This window comes from Flavobacterium suaedae (assembly GCF_014642915.1).
GTDB lineage: Bacteria > Bacteroidota > Bacteroidia > Flavobacteriales > Flavobacteriaceae > Flavobacterium > Flavobacterium suaedae.
The window spans coordinates 1-18,401 of the sequence record NZ_BMJE01000008.1 but is presented as its reverse complement, the minus strand read 5'-3'; the positions used below and the strand labels follow the sequence as shown (position 1 = coordinate 18,401).

General features: G+C 37.0%; 14 protein-coding genes and 1 tRNA gene. 4 read left to right on the top strand and 11 right to left on the bottom strand.

Annotation, left to right across the window (positions count from 1 at the left end; all coding sequences use genetic code 11):
* The first annotated feature begins 100 nt into the window (after positions 1 to 100).
* Entirely contained in the window at positions 101 to 3,523 is a 3,423-nt protein-coding gene (locus tag IEW45_RS13470) for a DUF8818 domain-containing protein (RefSeq protein ID WP_188621790.1), read from the top strand.
* Here the strand turns inward: IEW45_RS13470 and IEW45_RS13465 are convergent.
* The 7 genes from IEW45_RS13465 to IEW45_RS13435 form a co-directional block, all read right to left on the bottom strand.
* The gene (locus IEW45_RS13465) at positions 3,520 to 4,002 is read right to left on the bottom strand and encodes a hypothetical protein (RefSeq protein ID WP_188621789.1); all 483 of its coding nucleotides are present in this window, start codon (positions 4,000 to 4,002) and stop codon (positions 3,520 to 3,522) included. The genes IEW45_RS13470 and IEW45_RS13465 overlap by 4 nt on opposite strands.
* A 182-nt stretch (positions 4,003 to 4,184) precedes the next feature.
* Positions 4,185 to 6,329, bottom strand: a complete 2,145-nt coding sequence (locus IEW45_RS13460; protein WP_188621788.1) for an Ig-like domain-containing protein — start codon at positions 6,327 to 6,329, stop codon at positions 4,185 to 4,187.
* Between the two features lie 2 nt (positions 6,330 to 6,331).
* Positions 6,332 to 6,856, bottom strand: coding sequence for an ankyrin repeat domain-containing protein (locus tag IEW45_RS13455; RefSeq protein ID WP_188621787.1), 525 nt, complete (start codon positions 6,854 to 6,856; stop codon positions 6,332 to 6,334).
* A gap of 11 nt (positions 6,857 to 6,867) precedes the next feature.
* On the bottom strand, positions 6,868 to 7,410 hold the full coding sequence (locus tag IEW45_RS13450) for a YceI family protein (RefSeq protein WP_188621786.1): 543 nt from the start codon (positions 7,408 to 7,410) through the stop codon (positions 6,868 to 6,870).
* 22 nt (positions 7,411 to 7,432) lie between these two features.
* Positions 7,433 to 7,807, bottom strand: a complete 375-nt coding sequence (locus tag IEW45_RS13445; RefSeq protein ID WP_188621785.1) for a cytochrome c family protein — start codon at positions 7,805 to 7,807, stop codon at positions 7,433 to 7,435.
* Between the two features lie 10 nt (positions 7,808 to 7,817).
* On the bottom strand, positions 7,818 to 8,663 hold the full coding sequence (locus IEW45_RS13440; protein WP_188621784.1) for a DUF5777 family beta-barrel protein: 846 nt from the start codon (positions 8,661 to 8,663) through the stop codon (positions 7,818 to 7,820).
* A gap of 7 nt (positions 8,664 to 8,670) precedes the next feature.
* Positions 8,671 to 9,060: an OB-fold protein gene (locus tag IEW45_RS13435; protein WP_188621783.1), complete on the bottom strand. Its 390-nt coding sequence runs from the start codon at positions 9,058 to 9,060 to the stop codon at positions 8,671 to 8,673.
* Between the two features lie 212 nt (positions 9,061 to 9,272).
* Between IEW45_RS13435 and IEW45_RS13430 the strand changes: the two genes are divergently transcribed.
* Positions 9,273 to 10,109, top strand: coding sequence for a hypothetical protein (locus IEW45_RS13430; protein WP_188621782.1), 837 nt, complete (start codon positions 9,273 to 9,275; stop codon positions 10,107 to 10,109).
* Between the two features lie 8 nt (positions 10,110 to 10,117).
* Here the strand turns inward: IEW45_RS13430 and rlmF are convergent, their stop codons facing one another.
* Positions 10,118 to 11,080: a 23S rRNA (adenine(1618)-N(6))-methyltransferase RlmF gene (gene rlmF / locus IEW45_RS13425; RefSeq protein ID WP_188621781.1), complete on the bottom strand. Its 963-nt coding sequence runs from the start codon at positions 11,078 to 11,080 to the stop codon at positions 10,118 to 10,120.
* A gap of 55 nt (positions 11,081 to 11,135) precedes the next feature.
* Positions 11,136 to 11,209: transfer RNA gene (locus IEW45_RS13420), tRNA-Ala, on the bottom strand.
* A 124-nt stretch (positions 11,210 to 11,333) separates the two neighbouring features.
* Between IEW45_RS13420 and IEW45_RS13415 the strand changes: the two genes are divergently transcribed.
* The gene (locus tag IEW45_RS13415; protein ID WP_188621780.1) at positions 11,334 to 12,104 is read left to right on the top strand and encodes an enoyl-CoA hydratase/isomerase family protein; all 771 of its coding nucleotides are present in this window, start codon (positions 11,334 to 11,336) and stop codon (positions 12,102 to 12,104) included.
* A 74-nt stretch (positions 12,105 to 12,178) separates the two neighbouring features.
* Here IEW45_RS13415 and IEW45_RS13410 read toward each other — a convergent pair whose 3' ends face one another.
* Positions 12,179 to 16,759: an Ig-like domain-containing protein gene (locus IEW45_RS13410; RefSeq protein ID WP_188621779.1), complete on the bottom strand. Its 4,581-nt coding sequence runs from the start codon at positions 16,757 to 16,759 to the stop codon at positions 12,179 to 12,181.
* Positions 16,760 to 16,987: 228 nt separating this feature from the next.
* A complete protein-coding gene (locus IEW45_RS13405; protein ID WP_188621778.1) occupies positions 16,988 to 17,626 on the bottom strand; it encodes a 2OG-Fe(II) oxygenase in 639 nt (212 codons plus the stop codon).
* Between the two features lie 109 nt (positions 17,627 to 17,735).
* On the opposite strand from IEW45_RS13405, the gene IEW45_RS13400 reads away from it, so the two are divergent.
* A complete protein-coding gene (locus IEW45_RS13400) occupies positions 17,736 to 18,185 on the top strand; it encodes a 6-pyruvoyl trahydropterin synthase family protein (protein ID WP_188621777.1) in 450 nt (149 codons plus the stop codon).
* Positions 18,186 to 18,401 lie beyond the last annotated feature (216 nt).

Here is an 18,401-nt window from a genome sequence, read left to right as displayed (position 1 = left end):
TGAGATTACAAAGATACTAATAATTTCTGTAGCACCACTACTCACCAACTAATTAAACTGAAATACACTACTTTTGCCTTTTTGGAGTTATAGTTGTGTGATGCTGAAAAACGGAGTGTTATTGGTGTTTTTGTGTTGTGTTTCCGCAGTTTTTGCGCAGGAAACCAACACGCCCTATAAAACCCGTACAATAGCTCCCGAACGCGACACTATACAAATAGATTCTGTTAGTATAAACAATTCCTACTTTGAACTGAAAAATAAAAGCGGAAAAGCCATTGACACCAGCTTTTACAAGGTAGATTACCGTAATGCTAAACTTATATTATTTAAAAATGGTTACAAAAGCACAGACAGCTTAACCCTTAGTTACCTTAAATACCCCGATTACCTTACTAAACAATACAGTATTTACGATAAAACTCGTGTGGTAGCAAACGATGCTGACGATGGCGCGCGCTATGCCGTAAACCCCGAAACCATAAAAACGTTTAAACCGTTTGACGGGCTGAATACATCAGGGAGTATAACGAGAGGGGTTACCGTTGGTAATAACCAAAATGCGGTAGTAAACTCTAACTTAGACCTGCAAATAACCGGTAAAATTTCCGACAAAGTAAGTCTACGGGCCTCTATACAGGATAGTAACATTCCATTACAGGAAGGCGGTTACTCCCAAAAACTAGATGAGTTCGACCAGATATTTATAGAAATGTTCGGCGACAACTGGAGCATTCGCGCAGGCGATTTGTTTTTAGAAAACCGAGAGTCGCGTTTCCTTAACTTCAATAAAAAAGTGCAGGGTATTTCCTCCTCTTTTTCATTTGGAAATTCAAGTTCACGCACCACTATTAGTGCTGCTGCTGCCTTGGTTAGGGGGCAGTATGCCCGTAGTACTTTTACAGGAGAAGAAGGTAACCAGGGGCCGTACAAATTACGCGGAGCAAACAGTGAGCTATATGTTTTGGTAATATCCGGTTCTGAGCGGGTATATGTAAACGGTATACTACTGGAACGCGGCGAAAACAACGATTATATAATAGATTACAACGCAGGAGAAATAATATTTACGCCGTTGTTCCCTATTACTTCGGAGATGCGTATTAATGTGGAATATCAATATTCGGAACGTAGCTTTACACGACTGGTGGCTTACGGTGGTATAAAACACGAAACGGACAACTGGAGTTTAGCCGGATATGTGTACAATGAAAACGATGTTAAAAACCAGCCGTTACAGCAAAACCTTTCGGAAGAGCAGGTTGCTATTTTACAACAGGCAGGCGATAACAGCAGTTTAATGACTGCTCCATCGGCGTATGAGGACACCTATTCGGAAAACAGAATTTTATACCGTAAAACACTGGTAAACGGCATAGAGGTTTTTGAATACTCCAATAACCCTGACGACACGTTGTTTAATGTTACCTTTAGCCTTGTAGGGAATAATCAGGGTAATTATATACTCGCTAACGCTGCCGCTGTGGGTAAAATATACGAATATGTACCACCCGTTAACGGCTTTCCGCAGGGTAATTACGAGCCTATAACACGCCTTACGCCTCCTACCAAAATACAAATAGCAACTGTTTTAGGTACGTATAATCCTAACGAAAAAACCTATGTAGATTTTGAAGTGGGGCTAAGTAATAACGACCTCAACCTGTATTCCCCTATTGATGATGAAAACAATAATGGTGTTGCGGGTAAAATAAATACCAAAAAGAGGCTGTATACTACCGAAGCATGGGAGCTTGATGTATTTGCAGACTATCAGTTTATTCAAAAAGATTTTAGGACGATAGAGCGTTTGTTTAATATAGAGTTTAACCGTGACTGGAATTTAAACGGTATAACTACGACGGATGATAACCAAAGCTATCTTATATCGGGTTTGAGTTTTAAACTGCCCAAAAAAGGAATAATTAATTATCAGGTAGAACAACTTGATTTCAGCGATGCTTTTTCAGGAACGCGCCATGTAGTACAGGGTACATACAATAATGGTAAAGTAACCGTTTCCGAACAAGGTAGCTGGCTGGAAAGTGACGGTAATTATTCCAAATCATCTTTTATTAGAAATGAAACCGTTGGTAAATATCATTTCGGTAAAAACTGGGTAGGTGGTTCTGTTAGAATGGAAGATAATACCGAACGCATTAAAGCTACCGATGAACTATCTGCCATAAGTCAGCGATTTACAGAGTTCGGCGGTTTTATTGGTCGCGGAGACAGTACCAGTGTATATGTAGAGTTTGGCTACCTGCAACGCGCTAACGACAGCCTTGTAAACAATGCGTTACAGAAAGTAAACACTTCGCGTTCCTACTACCTTAAATCCCGATTAATAAAAACCAAAAAAAGCGATTTAACCGTTTTTGCCAACTACCGTAACCTAAAGTTTGAAGACCCTGATATTGAAAACGAACCATCGTTAAACTCGCGTGTGGTGTATAACGACCGTTACTGGGGGCAACTGGTACAGGTTACTACTGCCTACGAAACTACATCGGGTACTATAGCACAACAGGAGTTTACTTACATAGAGGTTGAACCCGGTCAGGGTGTATATACCTGGAATGATTATAATGGTAACGGCATACAGGAACTACAGGAGTTTGAAGTAGCTCCGTTTCCTGACCAGGCAAAATATGTACGGGTGTTTTTACCCAACCAGGTATTTGTGCGAACCCACCAAAATAAGTTTTCGCAATCGGTTAACTTAAACCCTATAGAGTGGCAGAATGAAAGCGGGTTTAAAAAATTCTTGTCGCATTTTTACAATCAAACGTCCTATTTAATAGACCGAAAAATAGAGCGTAACGGTAACAATTTCGACCTCAACCCCTTCTCTACTTCCGAAGATAATTTACTGGGGCTTACCTCCGGCATTCGCAATAGCCTTTTTTATAACAGGGGAAAACAAAACCACTCCGTTACGTATACTTACATCAATAACAGGGCTAAAACATTGTTAACAGTAGGTTCTCAGGAAAACAGGAGTAACTCACACCAATTGCAATATGCCCACCTTGTAGAAGGCACTTGGTTGTTTGGCGCAACAGGGCAAACGTTACAATCATCATCATATTCGGATAATTACAGTAGTAAAAACTTTGAAATTGATGGTTACAGTGCCGAACCTAAAATATCGTACATCTTTTCGCGTAATGCCAGTTGGGATATTTTTTATGAATACCAAAACAAAGAAAATCAAATAGGAGAAGGCGAATTGCTTAATCAGCAACGTTTGGGAACATCGTTTAACTATGCTTCCGAAAAAGGTTTTACCGCAAGCGGAGAGTTTTCGTTTTACAAGAATGATTTTACAGGCGACGCAACCACTCCTGCCGCTTTCCAAATGCTTGAGGGATTACAGGCAGGTGAAAACTTAACGTGGCGGTTATTATTGCAAAAAAACCTTACCAGCTTTCTGGATGTGAATGTAAATTACCAAGGCAGGAAAAGTGAGACGAGTAAAGCTATACACACCGGCAGTGTACAATTAAGGGCTTATTTTTAATTGAACAGCTTTTTCTCCTTGTCAGTAAAAGCTTCTGATACTTTTACGTATTTTTTGGTAAATGCTTTTAAGTCTTCCCGTTGCTTTTGGTAGTTTTTTATTAGGAATTCTTTATCCTCATCAATTTCTGACGTGTAACCGGTTATCCAAGGCACATTATCCTGTATATTAAGGCGTATAAGGCGTGCTTCATAATTATCAGGTGCATCGGCTATAGTTTCCTCCAAAAGGTCTGTACCGCGATTAAAAAGCCTTGTTTTAGAAATTAATCCTTTCTCATATTTTGCTAATAATACCAAAGAGGCTGCTTTATATGCCATAAGGGTACTATCATCATAATCCTGTTCTTTAAAAGTATTATAAAAACTGTCTGCCTTTTGTTTTGATTGTGCAGCATCAATATAATGTTGCCTCACACTTTCCAGTTCGGGGTACGATACTGTTACAAACAACAACAGGCATAGTGAAAATACTTTCATATAATTTTACAGGGTTGGTATATATTAATCAACAAATTAAATAATATAATTTCAAAATCCATACCTTTTTACAAAACTGTACTACAAATAGTTAGTTTATAAAACTATAAAGAGGCCTCCTTATTTCTAAGAAAGCCTCTTTTTTAAACACCCAACATGAAAAAATTGTATTACAACTTGTATTACTTTTTCATTATTTTATATGATGACGTTGCCCCACTTACTGTAGCTATTTGTGCTATGTAAGTTCCTTGTGGCAACTGCTCTATATTTACTGTTACTTCTTCTGAATTAAATTGTTTACTCATTACTTCCTGCCCTAAAAGGTTTACTACTCTTACCTCAGCAATAGTTTCGTTACCTGATATTGTAAACATATTATCTACAGGGTTAGGGTATATTTTAAAGCTGCTACCTGTAAAAGTAGCTGAACTTAAATTCTCGTTTGCGGTAACCATAAATGGTTCACTTTCACAACCATCAATTGTTTGAGTTACATAATACTCTCCTCCATCAATAAGAGCAGTAGTCGATTCTATTTCTACTAACTGCATTGCTGCATTCATTACATACCATGTTACTGTTGCACCAGCTTCGGCAGTAACTTCTAAATCTGCAACTGTTGCACCTGCATCAAATTGCTGAATAGCATCGCCTGTAGGAGCGTTTGGCACATCTTTTATTGTTATTTCAACTTCTACCCTATCACTCTCGCAAAATCCATTGCTTTGAGAAACATAATAGGTACCTGATTCCGTAATTACCGAATTTACATTTAAAGGCTCTCCTCCTGTTTCATTTTCATAAACTAATGCAATAAAGAATCCTTGGTTGGCATCAACAAAAGTTACATCTATAGTACCTACTATTACGCTACCACAAAACTCTTGGTCTTCTACAATAGGGTTGCTAAGTGGTGAAATGTTTACTGTTACCTCAGTTCTGTCACTTGTACAACCATCAAGTGTTTGCTCTACATAGTAGGTGCCTGAAGTTAATAAATCATTAGCATCTAAAGCTGTACCACCTGTTTCGGTAGTGTACCAATTAAGTGTTGCGCCGGTTGCTCCCATTGCCATTAAGTTGAAAACAGTAGAACCTTCACAAAGGTTTTGCACAGCATCAGCGGTAGGACTTACAGAAGTTATAGTTACATCAAAAGCTTCTTCTGAAGGACATGCAGGGAAAGTTTCTGTAGTTGCATAAATATAAATTGTTTGATTACTGGTTATCATATCACCTGCTGTTAACATAGTCCCTGTTCCCGAAGGTCCTGTATAGTAATTACCCTCAGCAAGTACAGGCAATTCATACTCTGTACATACTGTTTGGTCTCCCGGAGAAGTTATTTCCGGAGAATCAATTATTGTAATTGTAAAACTCGTTTCGTCAGTACAGTTTGGTGTAGTACCGGACTCTGCGTAAATATATATTTCCTGAGTTGTTGTTATTATATCGCCCATAGAAAGCATTGTACCTGTACCCCCAGGACCAGTATAATAATTATTACCAGCATTTAACGATTGTAATACATACATATCACACATAGAAAAATCTTGTATTTCCTGTGCTGTAACACTATTAACTGTTACAGTAACCGCAGTTCTGTCACTTGGGCAATCTCCTAAATCCTGTTCTACATAATATGTTCCTGTAGCAAGTACTGCTGCATCGGCTAAAGCTGTACCGCCTGTTGCCGAAGCATACCAGCTAAGTATTGCTCCTGCCTCACCTGTAGCATCTAAGTCAGCCACTGTTGCACCATCACAAAAAGACTGGCTTGATGCCGTTGGTGCATCCGGTGCTACACATTCAAAGAAGTTATTTATACTATATCCTCTGTTAGTACCTCCGTGACTTGATAAACCGAAAGCTGCTCCGTTGTTTCTTGCCCATGCAAAATCAACATTTGTATCGCTATAGTTAAAAGTATAATCGTTTGAATCGCCTGTATTAAAGGCTCTTGTAGCTATTATGGTACGTATACCTGCTGAAACTGTATTGGAGCTTACTGTCCAGTTATTAGTATCTGTAGTTGGAGCTGCACCTATGTTATTTTGTACTGCATCAACCAGCGTTGTACCGTTATAATACACTACATCTGTACCGTTTTGCATACCTGCACCGGTATTAAAGTTACCAAACTGCAATGCATACCACCTGTCCGATGGTCCTGTAAAGGTAAGTGTAACGGTATCATCATTGTCATTCAGGAGCATTTCCGCCGTCATGTTAGACGATAGCGTGACTACCCCTGTAGTTTTACTTTGTGCATATAACCCTAAAGATGTACAAAAGATTAATGTTGTTAGTAATAGTTTTTTCATATTTATTTTTTTAATAGGTTAACAATATCCTGATTCTCTGTAAAAGCAGCATAATCTATAGCGCTTTTCCCTTGTTTATCTGCTTTGTTAGGATCAGCATCGTGTTTTATAAGTAATTTTATAAGTGCTACGTTTTCAAACTGTACTGCATAAATAAGTGGTGTAACTCCCATAGCATCAGCTATATTTGGGTCTGCACCGTTTTCCAACAGTACTTTTGCCAGTTTAGCATTACCTTTTACCGCTACGGCAGCGAGTGCAGTACCATTATCACTGGCGTAGTTAATGTCTTTTACATTTTTAGCAAGATATTCCGCTACAGCATCGTTGCCCCTGTAGCATGCCAGTATAAGCGGAGAAAAACCCATTTTACTGGTAGCATTAATACTGTTCTTATCTTTAGAATGAAGCATTTTCATTTCGGCTACTGTGCCATATCGTGCGGTATCGAAAACATCTTTTTCTGCTTTCATTTGCGCACTGCACACTACCGAAATCAATAAAAAAAGAAAGGTAATTTTTTTCATGTCGTTTTGTTTTAGTTGAGTGAAAAGTTATATGAAATAACTATTGTTTCTGCTATTTTTTTACTCACTACACTGGGTATTTCTATATCAAAGTCAGAAGGCTTTACACTAAAATTCCCTGTAATGGTAATGGTATTACCCGATTTAGAAATTTTAGCCTTACTGGTTATTTGTTTTGTTGTACCATGCAGGGTTAATTGTCCTGTAATTGTAAATTCCGAAGGAGTGGCGGTTAAGCTATCTACCTTAAAGTTAGCAATTTTTCCTTTAAAAGTTGCCTTAGGGTACTTGCTTGTTTCAGCATAGTTCTCATTAAAGTGCTCTTCCATTAAAGCTACTTTAAAGCGAAAACCTTTCATTAATGCCAGTACAGCCATATCGCCATTTGCAGCATTTACTATTGCAGAAGCTGATTTATTTTCGGCAGCTACTTCTTCAAAAGAGGCTACAGATGCTTCAAACTTTACAGTACCTGTTCTCGTACTGTATTTTTGCGCATAAAATGCCAAAGGCATAAATAATAATAACAGGGTAAAATATTTTATCTTTTTCATAGCAACTTTCTTTTTTATAATTCTAATTTTCAAGAAGTCCATCCATATTCCACTCCAGTATAGCATCTATGTTATTCATTGGCATACGCCCTGTTTGCGGCATTAATCCCGGTTGCCCGTTTTGCCTTTGAATACGATCCAGCAAATCAGTATTTTCTACTGCATCTTTAACCTCCATATAGTTTGTTAACGGCAGAAATGATGCTGTAGCTCCTGCTGAATGGCAGGTAACACAATTAGCATCTACTATCTGTTTTACATGTGCATCATAAGTTATCACTACAGGAATGTCATCATCTGTAATACTATCTTCCTCTATATCTTCATACGTATTACTATCGCAGCTATACAAACCGAAAACTGTAAGTACTACTATTATTTTTGTAATGTTCTTCATTTTCATCATTTTAGAATACTCTATACAGGTTAAACCCAAAGAAAAAATCACCATCGCCCCAGTCACCTGCTGCCTGAGTTAAATAACCCGCTTCTGTCATTGCCTGAGAGTTAGTAAACAGTAACTGGAAAATATGTCCTCCTGTTTCAATATCAACCCCTATCGAAAGTGGGTTTTTATAAAAATCAGGTTTATCAACATTATATACGTATTCCAGGTTAAGTGAGAGTCTTTTAGTAAGTTTTACTCTTCCCCCTGCTCCTACCGAAAATTGGTCATCATTCTCTATAGTAGGCTCATAAAGATTTTTATGTATAAAAGAAGGCACTAACTCTAATGATATTTTCTCCGATAGTTTTCTGGAAATCAATACTTGTGTAATGTATGATAGCCTGTCTGTAAATTCTAGTTTCGGATAATTTTCCTCTTCTAAAAAGGTATTTATATCTATAGTATTATAACCTACAATTTCAAAAGGAAAATTATCATTTTGTCTTGCCAGTCGGTACTTTAAGCCACCTTCATATACTTTCAGCAAAGTATGACGCGAAGCACTTACCGAAAGCCAATCCGTTATACCATATACTCCACCTAATTTGGTAGTAGCCATATCCAATCCAAAAAACTCTGATATACCATCTTTAACCGTACCAAAGCGGTGTGACACCACAAAATAGAATTCTTTTTTAGCAGGCATTTTAGTAGTTTGCAGGGTTACTATCTGTAAGCCCTTAAAAACTGCAGAAACATCACTATTTGTATCTACCTGTACAGAATCTAACTCCGCCAGCAAATCATCTTGCGCACTAGCGGAGATTGCAAAGAAAAAACTTATTACCAGTATTATATTTTTCATATTTTTATTAATCGTTTCTGCTACATTGGTCTAACTTTACTTCTCCAAAAAGTTCATCAAAACCAATACATCTTCCTTTTACTGAAATTTTATCGTCTTTGTTTATTTCAGGAGTAGTACTAAAAGCACATACTACAACAGCATCTAAAATTGCTAAAGAATCTTTTACCTCTGTTACTTTACCTTCTATTGCTATAGTTTTATTTAGATACATAGAGTCTGCTTTTGCCATATTATTTTCATAATCGGCAAGTAATTGCTGCGCTGTTAAAGTATGGGTTACTTCTTCTGAGGCTATATCCCTGGCATCTTTATACAAATAACCGTTATAGAAGTATACTGCACCTGCTACAAAAGCAACTACAACAAGAAGTGTTATTATAATTTTCCTATTCATGTTAAAAAAGAAAACAACTTTTACGTGTTTAACTCATTTTAACAAAAGTAAATAACAAAGTCCCTCTTAACTTAGAATAAGGATAAACCTTATATATGGATTAGAATTTGAGTAGATAGAGTGAGAATTTGATTATAATAGAAAAACTACAATCTTACAGTCAATATAAAAAGAGTTCATTTCATTATCTTTGAAAATGAATTTTAATCTCCATGGAAGAAATAACATTACAACAAGTTAAAGATTCACTATCTCGGTCAGGGTATCTACTTGAAAACCGTATAATGAATATGTTTATTAATAAGGGATTTGCTACAGAATCAAGTCATGTATTTTTTTTAGACACTATAGAAGAAAAGTATCGAGAAGTAGATGTAATAGCCATTAATACATTAGACAACATAAGCTTTAAAGATGAAAGTTTGACCTTAACGGTACGATTCATAGTTGAATGTATTAATAACCCTGTACCTCTAGGTCTTTTTGAAAATATTGGAGACATGGATGAAACAGCGACTGACTGGATTTATATGTTCACTAATGGATCGAATATATTAAGAGAAGAAGGCTCTATTAACTGGCCTTCATCAATCTCGAAATACGAATCAAAAATATTACTTTCAAAACCATCAAGACAATATTGTAGTTTCATTAAAAAAAAGGACAAAAGTAAAGACGAATGGATGGCATGTCATCCTAATGATTTTCATAATAATTTAAAAAAAATTGCTCAATACTTAAAACACGATTTAAAAAAAATAAGCAATAATTGGGATGGAATCAGACCTCAAATGGCTAGACTTGATCTTTTAATTCCAGTTATTGTGCTCCAAGGCGATATGCTTGAAATAAAAAACAACTGTGAAATTGATATAAATCCTGTTGATTATTATCGTTTAAAAATCCCTTATGAAGACAGTCTCCAAAAAAATGTTAGTATCGATATAGTTACCGAAAAGAAATTTAAGGAGTATCTCGACCAAAAGACAAAAACTATCCAGCTAATGTTTAATGATTTAAAAGAAAAATTAGAATTGAGTATAGTGTAAATCTATTCCTAACTCTTCCATCTTTTTATCCTCCATTCTTTTTGTTCTTCTTTAGAAAGGAACGACCAAGCTACAATTCGGGTAGATTTATTACCTGTACCCATAGCTATTGTTTTTACGGCAGTTGCCCCAATAGTCTCTAAGGCTTTATAAACTCCTTTTAAGTTAGATTGTTTAGACACTAAAGTTGAAAACCAAAAACAGTTTGTAGCAAACTTTTTACTTTCTCTTATCATACTATGTATAAACTTGCGTTCACCACCATCACAAATAAGCTCATTACTAATACCCGCAAAATTGAGATCGGGATTTTTTATACGCTTACCCGATAGATTTTTTACTTTCCGTAACGTTCCTTTTTGTGCCTCTTCAGCAGAAGCATGAAAAGGGGGATTGCAGAGGGTTATATCTATTTTGTCTTCTAAGGTTATTACCCCATAAAATACATCCTTACGGTTCTTTTGTAGTCGAAGTTCAATTTTGTTACTAAGCTGTACATTGGTGTCAATTATATGCTGTGCCGATATTATTGAATTTTCATTAATATCCGAACCTATAAAATTCCAATTATACTCTGTAACTCCAATTACAGGGTAAATACAACTCGCCCCTACCCCAACATCTAAACACGTAATTTTATTACCAAGCAGATGCCTGCCAAAGTTACTTTCGCACAACAAATCGGCTATATAATGAATATAATCAGCCCTGCCCGGAATAGGTGGGCAAAGGTTTTCATCAGGAAAGTCCCAATGTTTTATACCGTAATAATAACTAAGTAATGCTTTATTTAAAAGTTTTACAGCAACAGGATTTGAAAAATCTACAGAATCAACCCCATATTTATTAGGTTTTACATAACCGACTAATTCGGATACTGTATCTATTAATGCACTAAGGTCATACCTTCCCCTATTCTTGTTTAGGGGGTGCATTCTTTCTTTTTCTTCTTGTTTTTTTTCTGTTGCCATAATGGCAAAAATAGTGATAAAAGAAAAGCCCCTGTACAGGGGCTTTTAAAATATGTGGAGAAGATGGGAGTCGAACCCACGACCTCTTGACTGCCAGTCAAGCGCTCTAGCCAGCTGAGCTACATCCCCAAGTAAGAAATACAGCAACAAATATAATTTAATTATGGCTTATTTTACAAATAGCGTTATAATCTTTGTAAAATTGTTTAAGTAACTACATATTTACTTTAATTTTACCTGAAAAATTATAATTATGACAACCACAACCCGACCAAACGGTTCTCTTTACACCAACATACATAACCATATTGCTACTGTAGAATTTGGACATCCTGCCAGTAATTCCTTCCCATCAGAGCTTTTACAACGCTTAACTGATGAACTTAATAAACTAAGCGAAAATAACGATGTACATGTTATTGTACTGAAAAGCGAAGGCGAAAAAGCTTTTTGTGCAGGTGCTTCATTCAATGAATTACTGGAAGTAAGTAACCTTGAAGAAGGCGGGGCTTTCTTTTCGGGGTTTGCCAATGTTATTAATGCTATGCGCAAATGCAGTAAGTTAATTGTAGGGCGCATTCATGGTAAAGCTGTGGGCGGAGGCGTTGGGCTTGCTGCTGCTTGTGATTATGCTTTAGCAACCGAAAACAGTGCTATAAAACTATCAGAATTTACTATAGGAATAGGACCTTTTGTAATAGCACCTGCCGTTGAAAGAAAAATGGGTGTTGCTGCTTTGGCAGAAATGACGATTGCTGCCGATGAATGGAAAAATGCCTATTGGGCTAAAGAAAAAGGGCTTTATGCTAAAGTGTTTGAAAATACTAAAGACCTTGATAAAGAAATTGATATACTTACCACTAAACTTGCAGGGTATAACCCGGAAGCATTACAAGCCATGAAAAAGGTGCTTTGGGAAGGTACTGAAAACTGGGACAGCCTGCTAAGCGAAAGAGCTGCTATATCCGGCAAATTAGTATTATCTGACGCGACAAAAGAAGCCTTAGCACCTTACCGAAAATAAACTTTTATAATATAAAATAAAAAAAGGGGTAACCGTAACGGCTACCCCTCTTTTATTTATAACAACCTATGTAATTAATTCTTTTTAACCAGTTTTACTGATGTTGCTGTACCATTAGTACCATATACATTTAGTATATATGTTCCTGCTGCCAATGCAGATACATCTACCTGAGCATTGTCTGCATGAACTTTTTGGCTTAAAACTTTTTGACCTAACATATTAGCAATTTCTATACTTTCTATTACTTGCTTACCTGCTATAGTAACTATATTATTGGCAGGGTTAGGATATACTTTTAAATCAGCAATACTAAATGAAGCAGCATCTGCTGTTATCTCTGCTACTATAGCAAGCACTTCGCTTTCGCAGCCTGCTACAGTTTGCGATACATAATACGTAACGTCATTTTCAAGTTCGGTACTCGCATCTACAGCGACTAATTCTTCCGACTCATTCATTACATACCAATTTACTACTGCTCCATCTGTTACAATAATATCAAGGTCTGCAATAGTTTCTCCAGCCTCAAAAGTTTGTAAATCATCTCCTGTAGGAGCATCCGGTATTGCATTAACTGTAACACTAACTTCCACTCTGTCACTTTCACAACCTTCAAGAGTTTCTGATACGAAATAAGAACCTGTTTCTAGCGCTGTTTCAGCTCCAAGTGTTTCTTCTGAATCGGCAGTAGCATACCAGTTCAAGGTAGCACCTTCAACAGCTTCAGCTACTAAATCAGCAATAGTACCTTCACCACAAACAGATTGTATTTCTGCTGCTGCCGGCACAGGAGTTATAGTTACTGTAACTGCTACTTCAACTCTTTCACTTTCACACCCTTCAACTGTTTGCGAAACAAAGTAAGAGCCTGTTTCAAGCACGGTTTCATCTCCAAGTGTTTCCCCTGCATCAACAGTAGCATACCAGTTTAAGGTAGCTCCGACTTCACCGATAGCTATTAAATCTGATACAACTGCACCGTTACATAACGATTGCGCTTCTGACGTTGGTATAGCTGTAACGTTTACAGTTACTGCCACTTCTGTTCTTTCACTCTCACATCCTCCTGTTTCCTGAGAAACGAAATAAGAACCTGTTTCAAGTACTGTTTCATCTCCAAGTATTTCTTCTGAATCAGCAGTAGCATACCAGTTTAAGGTAGCACCGTCTTCGCCGGTAGCACTTAAATCTGTTAAAACAGCTTCACCACAAAATACCTGCGGCTCTGCAAGAGGAGCATAAGGAGCAACACATAATGTTGTAAACTCACCCGAGATATCTTCAGTACAAAAATCTGTAGCTGCTTCTACAGTATAGTAATACGTAGTAAGCGCACTTAAACCCTCAAGGGTATATTCTGCCTCCGTAGCTGTAAATGGTGAACCATCTACTTCCGTAGTCATTTCACTATCTGTATATACTGCTATCGAATAATCCGGATCTTCCCATGTTCCCGAAGCACCAAAATTAAACATTGCACCATCACCTGTTGCTTCAGCTGATAAACCTGCTAAAGAAGGACAGCCTAATGTATATGCTGATACGGCAAAAATGTTAGGTACAGGCTCTGTAGTACCTGCTGATGATTTAGTAATATCTATTAAAGTGATGGTTTTAGATTGGTTATCTTCATCTATATTTACTGTTATGTAGAATATTTTTGAATTTCCTGTTTCTACAGCTCCTGTAGTATTCGATCTGTTTGCACGGCCTATACCGCTTATTACTGCGGGCTGTGTACCTGTACCTGCATTATACCAGTCTGCAACTGAAATTCCTGCTGCAATTTGGCTTGTACTGTCATCAAATAAAATTTCTACATTTATGTTTGATGTTCCACTACCTGATGTAACAGCAAGATATATACTTGAAGCCTGTACAGGCTCTGTTAACGTTAATGTTCCTGAATCATTTTGTGCGGGTAAACGCAAAGAGTTATTACCGGTATAATCTGCTAATAAAAAGTCTATATTAGTATTTACAGGGCTTGTAAGCATTCTGTTTAGAGGTAAACCAATAGTGGTTACCGAACCGCTTACATTTTCATAATCTAAAGCAATATAACTGTTATTTACAGCATCGACTGAATTAGTAGTAGAAACGTTTGCTATACCTGTACCATTTGCAATAACATCGGCATTAAATCCTGTTACTGTTAGCGGTGTATAACCTGTTTCCGCAGTAAAACTTGCTATTGCAGACCATGAATCATCTCCGCAATCACCTGCTTCCGCTTTAACGCGATAGTAATATGTAGCACCTATTTCAAGGTCGCTAAGTGCATAACCTGCATCACTTGTAGTATAAGTGTCTACAAGCTCTGTTAATGCTGCATCACTATATAACTCTATTGTATATGTTGGTTCGCTCCCTCCTTCTCCTGCAACTGATGACCAGTTAAGGTAAGCCGAAGTAGCTGTTATATTACTTGCACCTGCATTTACAACAGCCTTTGCACAAGTTACAGCATCAGCAGTACCTGCTGCGCTGTAGGCAGGACCAAAGCACTCTGTACCACCTTCGTTATAAGCATATAAGTAATAGTAGTAATGTGTGTTTGCTGCTAAAAAGTGCGTAAACGTCTCTATAGTTTCACCTGTTGCTACAACAGTACCGCCACCAAATTCTGCACCCAGTGCATAGCTTGCACCTGTAGCAGGCTCTTCTGTTAATGATGCTGAAGTACTGCGTATTAAAATATAACCTGAAGGGCTATCTCCTGCCGGAGTTACTGTTCCTGTAATTTCCGAAACTGTAACATCACTTAATGCTAAAGTTGGTGTGTCAGGCGTATCACAGTCTCCCGGCTGCTCTACTACTGCAATAGTATAGTCTTCACCTTCACCATAAGCTAATGGTCCGCATGGAACAATGGTAGTATTCCAGTAATATGTTGAACGAACTCTTAGCCTGTAGTTACCCAATGGTGCATCAGCAGGAATTGTAATTTCTCCGTTAACGGTAATGTTAGAATTCCAACCTCCCTGAGAGATAACTATTTCTTCGCCTTCATCATCAAAATCAAGGTCATTATTCCAGTCTATCCAAGCACCTATTGTAGCATAAACACTAGAGCGGGTAATACTATAAGAAAAAGTAGTTCCTGCCGGTTTACTCACTATTTGCGTACCACTGTAGTTAGTATACTGTTCCTCTACATCGTTAGCTGTAGCATTATCAATATTAGTATATCCGCCTTCTGTAGTAACATTAGTAATTGCATAAGAAGTATACGGTCCTGTTTTTTCGGTAATACAATAGCCTAATATAAATGAACCGTCAAGATATTCTGAATCACAGTTTCCGTTATTAGCTTTAACTCTGTAAAAATACTCTGTATCTAATAGTAAATCTTCAACAACATAAGATGTTTCTGTAATACCTGTAAACGGAGAGCCTGTTACAGGAGTAGTATAAGCAGCATCGGTATACACCTCCAGCGTATAAGTAATATCACCTGTTGCTTCACCTTCCGAACCAAGCTCCCAGCTAAATTCTCCCGAAGTTTGCGAAACAGCATCTGCACTCACTGCACTCAAAGTAGGGCAAGCACTAATAAGAGTTCCTGAAACAGCAAATATGTTTGGTATTTTAGATTCAGATCCTGTATCTGTTTTAGTAATTTTTATACCACTTACCAACTTTGATTGGTTTTCCAATTCAATTGGCACCATTATCTGGAATAGCTTAAAGTTTCCTGTTGATGTTACTCCTGTAGTTCTTTTAACACGACCTATGTTTGTAATAATAGCGGGAGTTTCGGTAGTTGCGCCACTATCCCAGTTAATAACATTTAATCCTGTAACTTCCTGAAAACTGGAGTCTGTAAACTGTACTTCTACTGAAATTACTGAAGAACCATCTCCTGATGATACTGCTAAGTAAACTTCAGAAAGTGATACAGGCTCTGTTAATGTAAGCACTCCGAAATCATTCTGATTAGGTAGTCGTAATGAGTTGTTACCTGAATAGTTATTCAGTATATACTTTACATTAGAGTTGGTAGGGCTTGTAAGACTTCTGTCTACAGGTAAACCATACGTAAGGTCAGCCGAGCCGCTATTCAGCTTATAGTCTAATGACATATAGGCAAAATTTGCACCTCCGCTAACAGAGTTATCTACAGAGCTTGTTGTAGAGCCGGAAGCAATACCTACCCCGTTTGCAATAACGTCTTCATTATAACCTGTTACATCAAGCGGAGTATAACTTAACTGAGCGGTAAAACTGCCCTCGCCATAATCACCACAAGTAGTGTTATCTACTTTTACACGGTAAAAGTATTCTTCTCCTTCAGTAAGTCCTGTAACTGAATAATAGGTATCTGAAATACCGGTATAATCATCATAAAGATTGGTATATGCTGCATCAGTATATACCTCTAATGTGTAAGTTGGTGTTGCTTCGCCCGAAACGTCTACCCAGTGCACTATACCCGACGTATCGGTTATATTACTGGTTCCTGCTATAAGAGGAGCATCTGTACACTGTGCAAAACTTTGCGCCGAAAAGAACATAAAAGCAAAAACGGCAGCACTTAAAAAGCTATAAATACTTTTCGTTTTTGCAGAGGTTTTTCTGTGGGTTTCACTTTCTGTGTCTTGAGAAATATCAAGAAGGGAATCAGAAAGTGAGAAGTAGTTTTTTCTCATGAAATTAAGATTTTTTAAGATTAGGTATAAATTAAAAACCCCAGTTAAAAAATATTAATATAATAAAAACGATAATTTTTAATTATATTAATAATTCTTGTACTACAAATATTGAAAAAAACTTAACAACCCTGAAAAGAATTATTGCTTTATAAAATATCCTAACAAATTAACTTTATTAGTTTATTTATGTAACTTTTATATGCTAGCATTGAATATATTACACTACTAAAACACTATTTCCGGTCTCGATTTAAGCCACCCCGTTATACTCAACCTTTCTTGTTTTACAGGCTTTACCTCATGTTCCAGCACCTGACTTTCAAACACTACTACCCTGCCCTGCATAGGATAAACATTAAGTGGTGTTTCTACCCCGTTTTTATCAAGATATAAGGTAAGTTCTCCTCCATACTCCGGTAGCCAGTCCTCATCATTAAGATAGCATACTACTGAAAGCTTTCGGCTGTCATCATTTTGAAAAGTATCTAAATGCCTGTGGTAATACGTTCCCTTTGGGTATACCGCATAATGAAATTCCTTTTCGGCGATCCCCATAAAACAAGTACGATTAAGATATTCTGTAAAGTGGTTTACTTTGCTAAAAAAAGTACCCTCTGCGGTATTGCTTTTACTTTCGTCTAACCAAAAAATAAAATCACCACGTACTTCTTCAACTACAACCTCATTTACAAAATTGCCAATAGCCGATTTTTTAAACTTGTCCTCATCATATTTAAAAAGCAAACTCTCCCTTAAAGCCAATACTTCTTCCGTAGAAAAGAAGTTTTCAACTATACTGTATTGTTGTTCCATAAGGTCAGTTATCACCTTTTCATAGAGCGGGTTAAGCACAAAATCACTCATTGCATAGTATTAAAAAAAGTGAGCAAATGTAGACTAAAAATCAATACGTTTTCAATAAATTATATCGAGGGGTTTTATTTAGTAAATTTGCAACTTTAAAACTCCTGAAATGAGCAAAATAAGAATTACAAAACAGTTTACATTTGAAACCGGACATGCACTATATGGCTATGACGGAAAGTGTAAAAATGTTCACGGACACAGTTACAAACTATCAGTTACCGTAATAGGCAGCCCTATAACCGATACAGAGAATGTAAAATATGGAATGGTTATAGATTTTGGCGATTTAAAGAAGATAGTTCAGGAAGAAATTGTAGAGATTTTTGACCACGCTACCGTTTTTAATAAAAACACCCCGCATGTTGAACTCGCAAAAGAATTACAAGTAAGAGGGCATCATGTATTATTAGTAGAATACCAGCCAACCAGCGAAAACATGGTTATAGATTTTGCTGATAAAATTAAAAGCAGATTACCTGAAAATATAGCTTTACACTCTTTGAAATTACAGGAAACCGAAAGCTCTTTTGCTGAATGGTATCAAAGTGATAATTAAAAAAAATCATTACGTTTTATAATAAAAAATCCCGCTCACTGAGCGGGATTTTTTATTATAGTATTAAAGACTTTGGTTTGTTAAGTCCTTTATTGGTGATGTGTTAGTTATTGCTTTACAATAATAAACTCCGATCTTCTGTTTTGCGCATGTTGCTCTTCAGTACAATTCGGCGCACAATCCACAGCCGGTTCCTTCTCACCGTAACCCTCACCG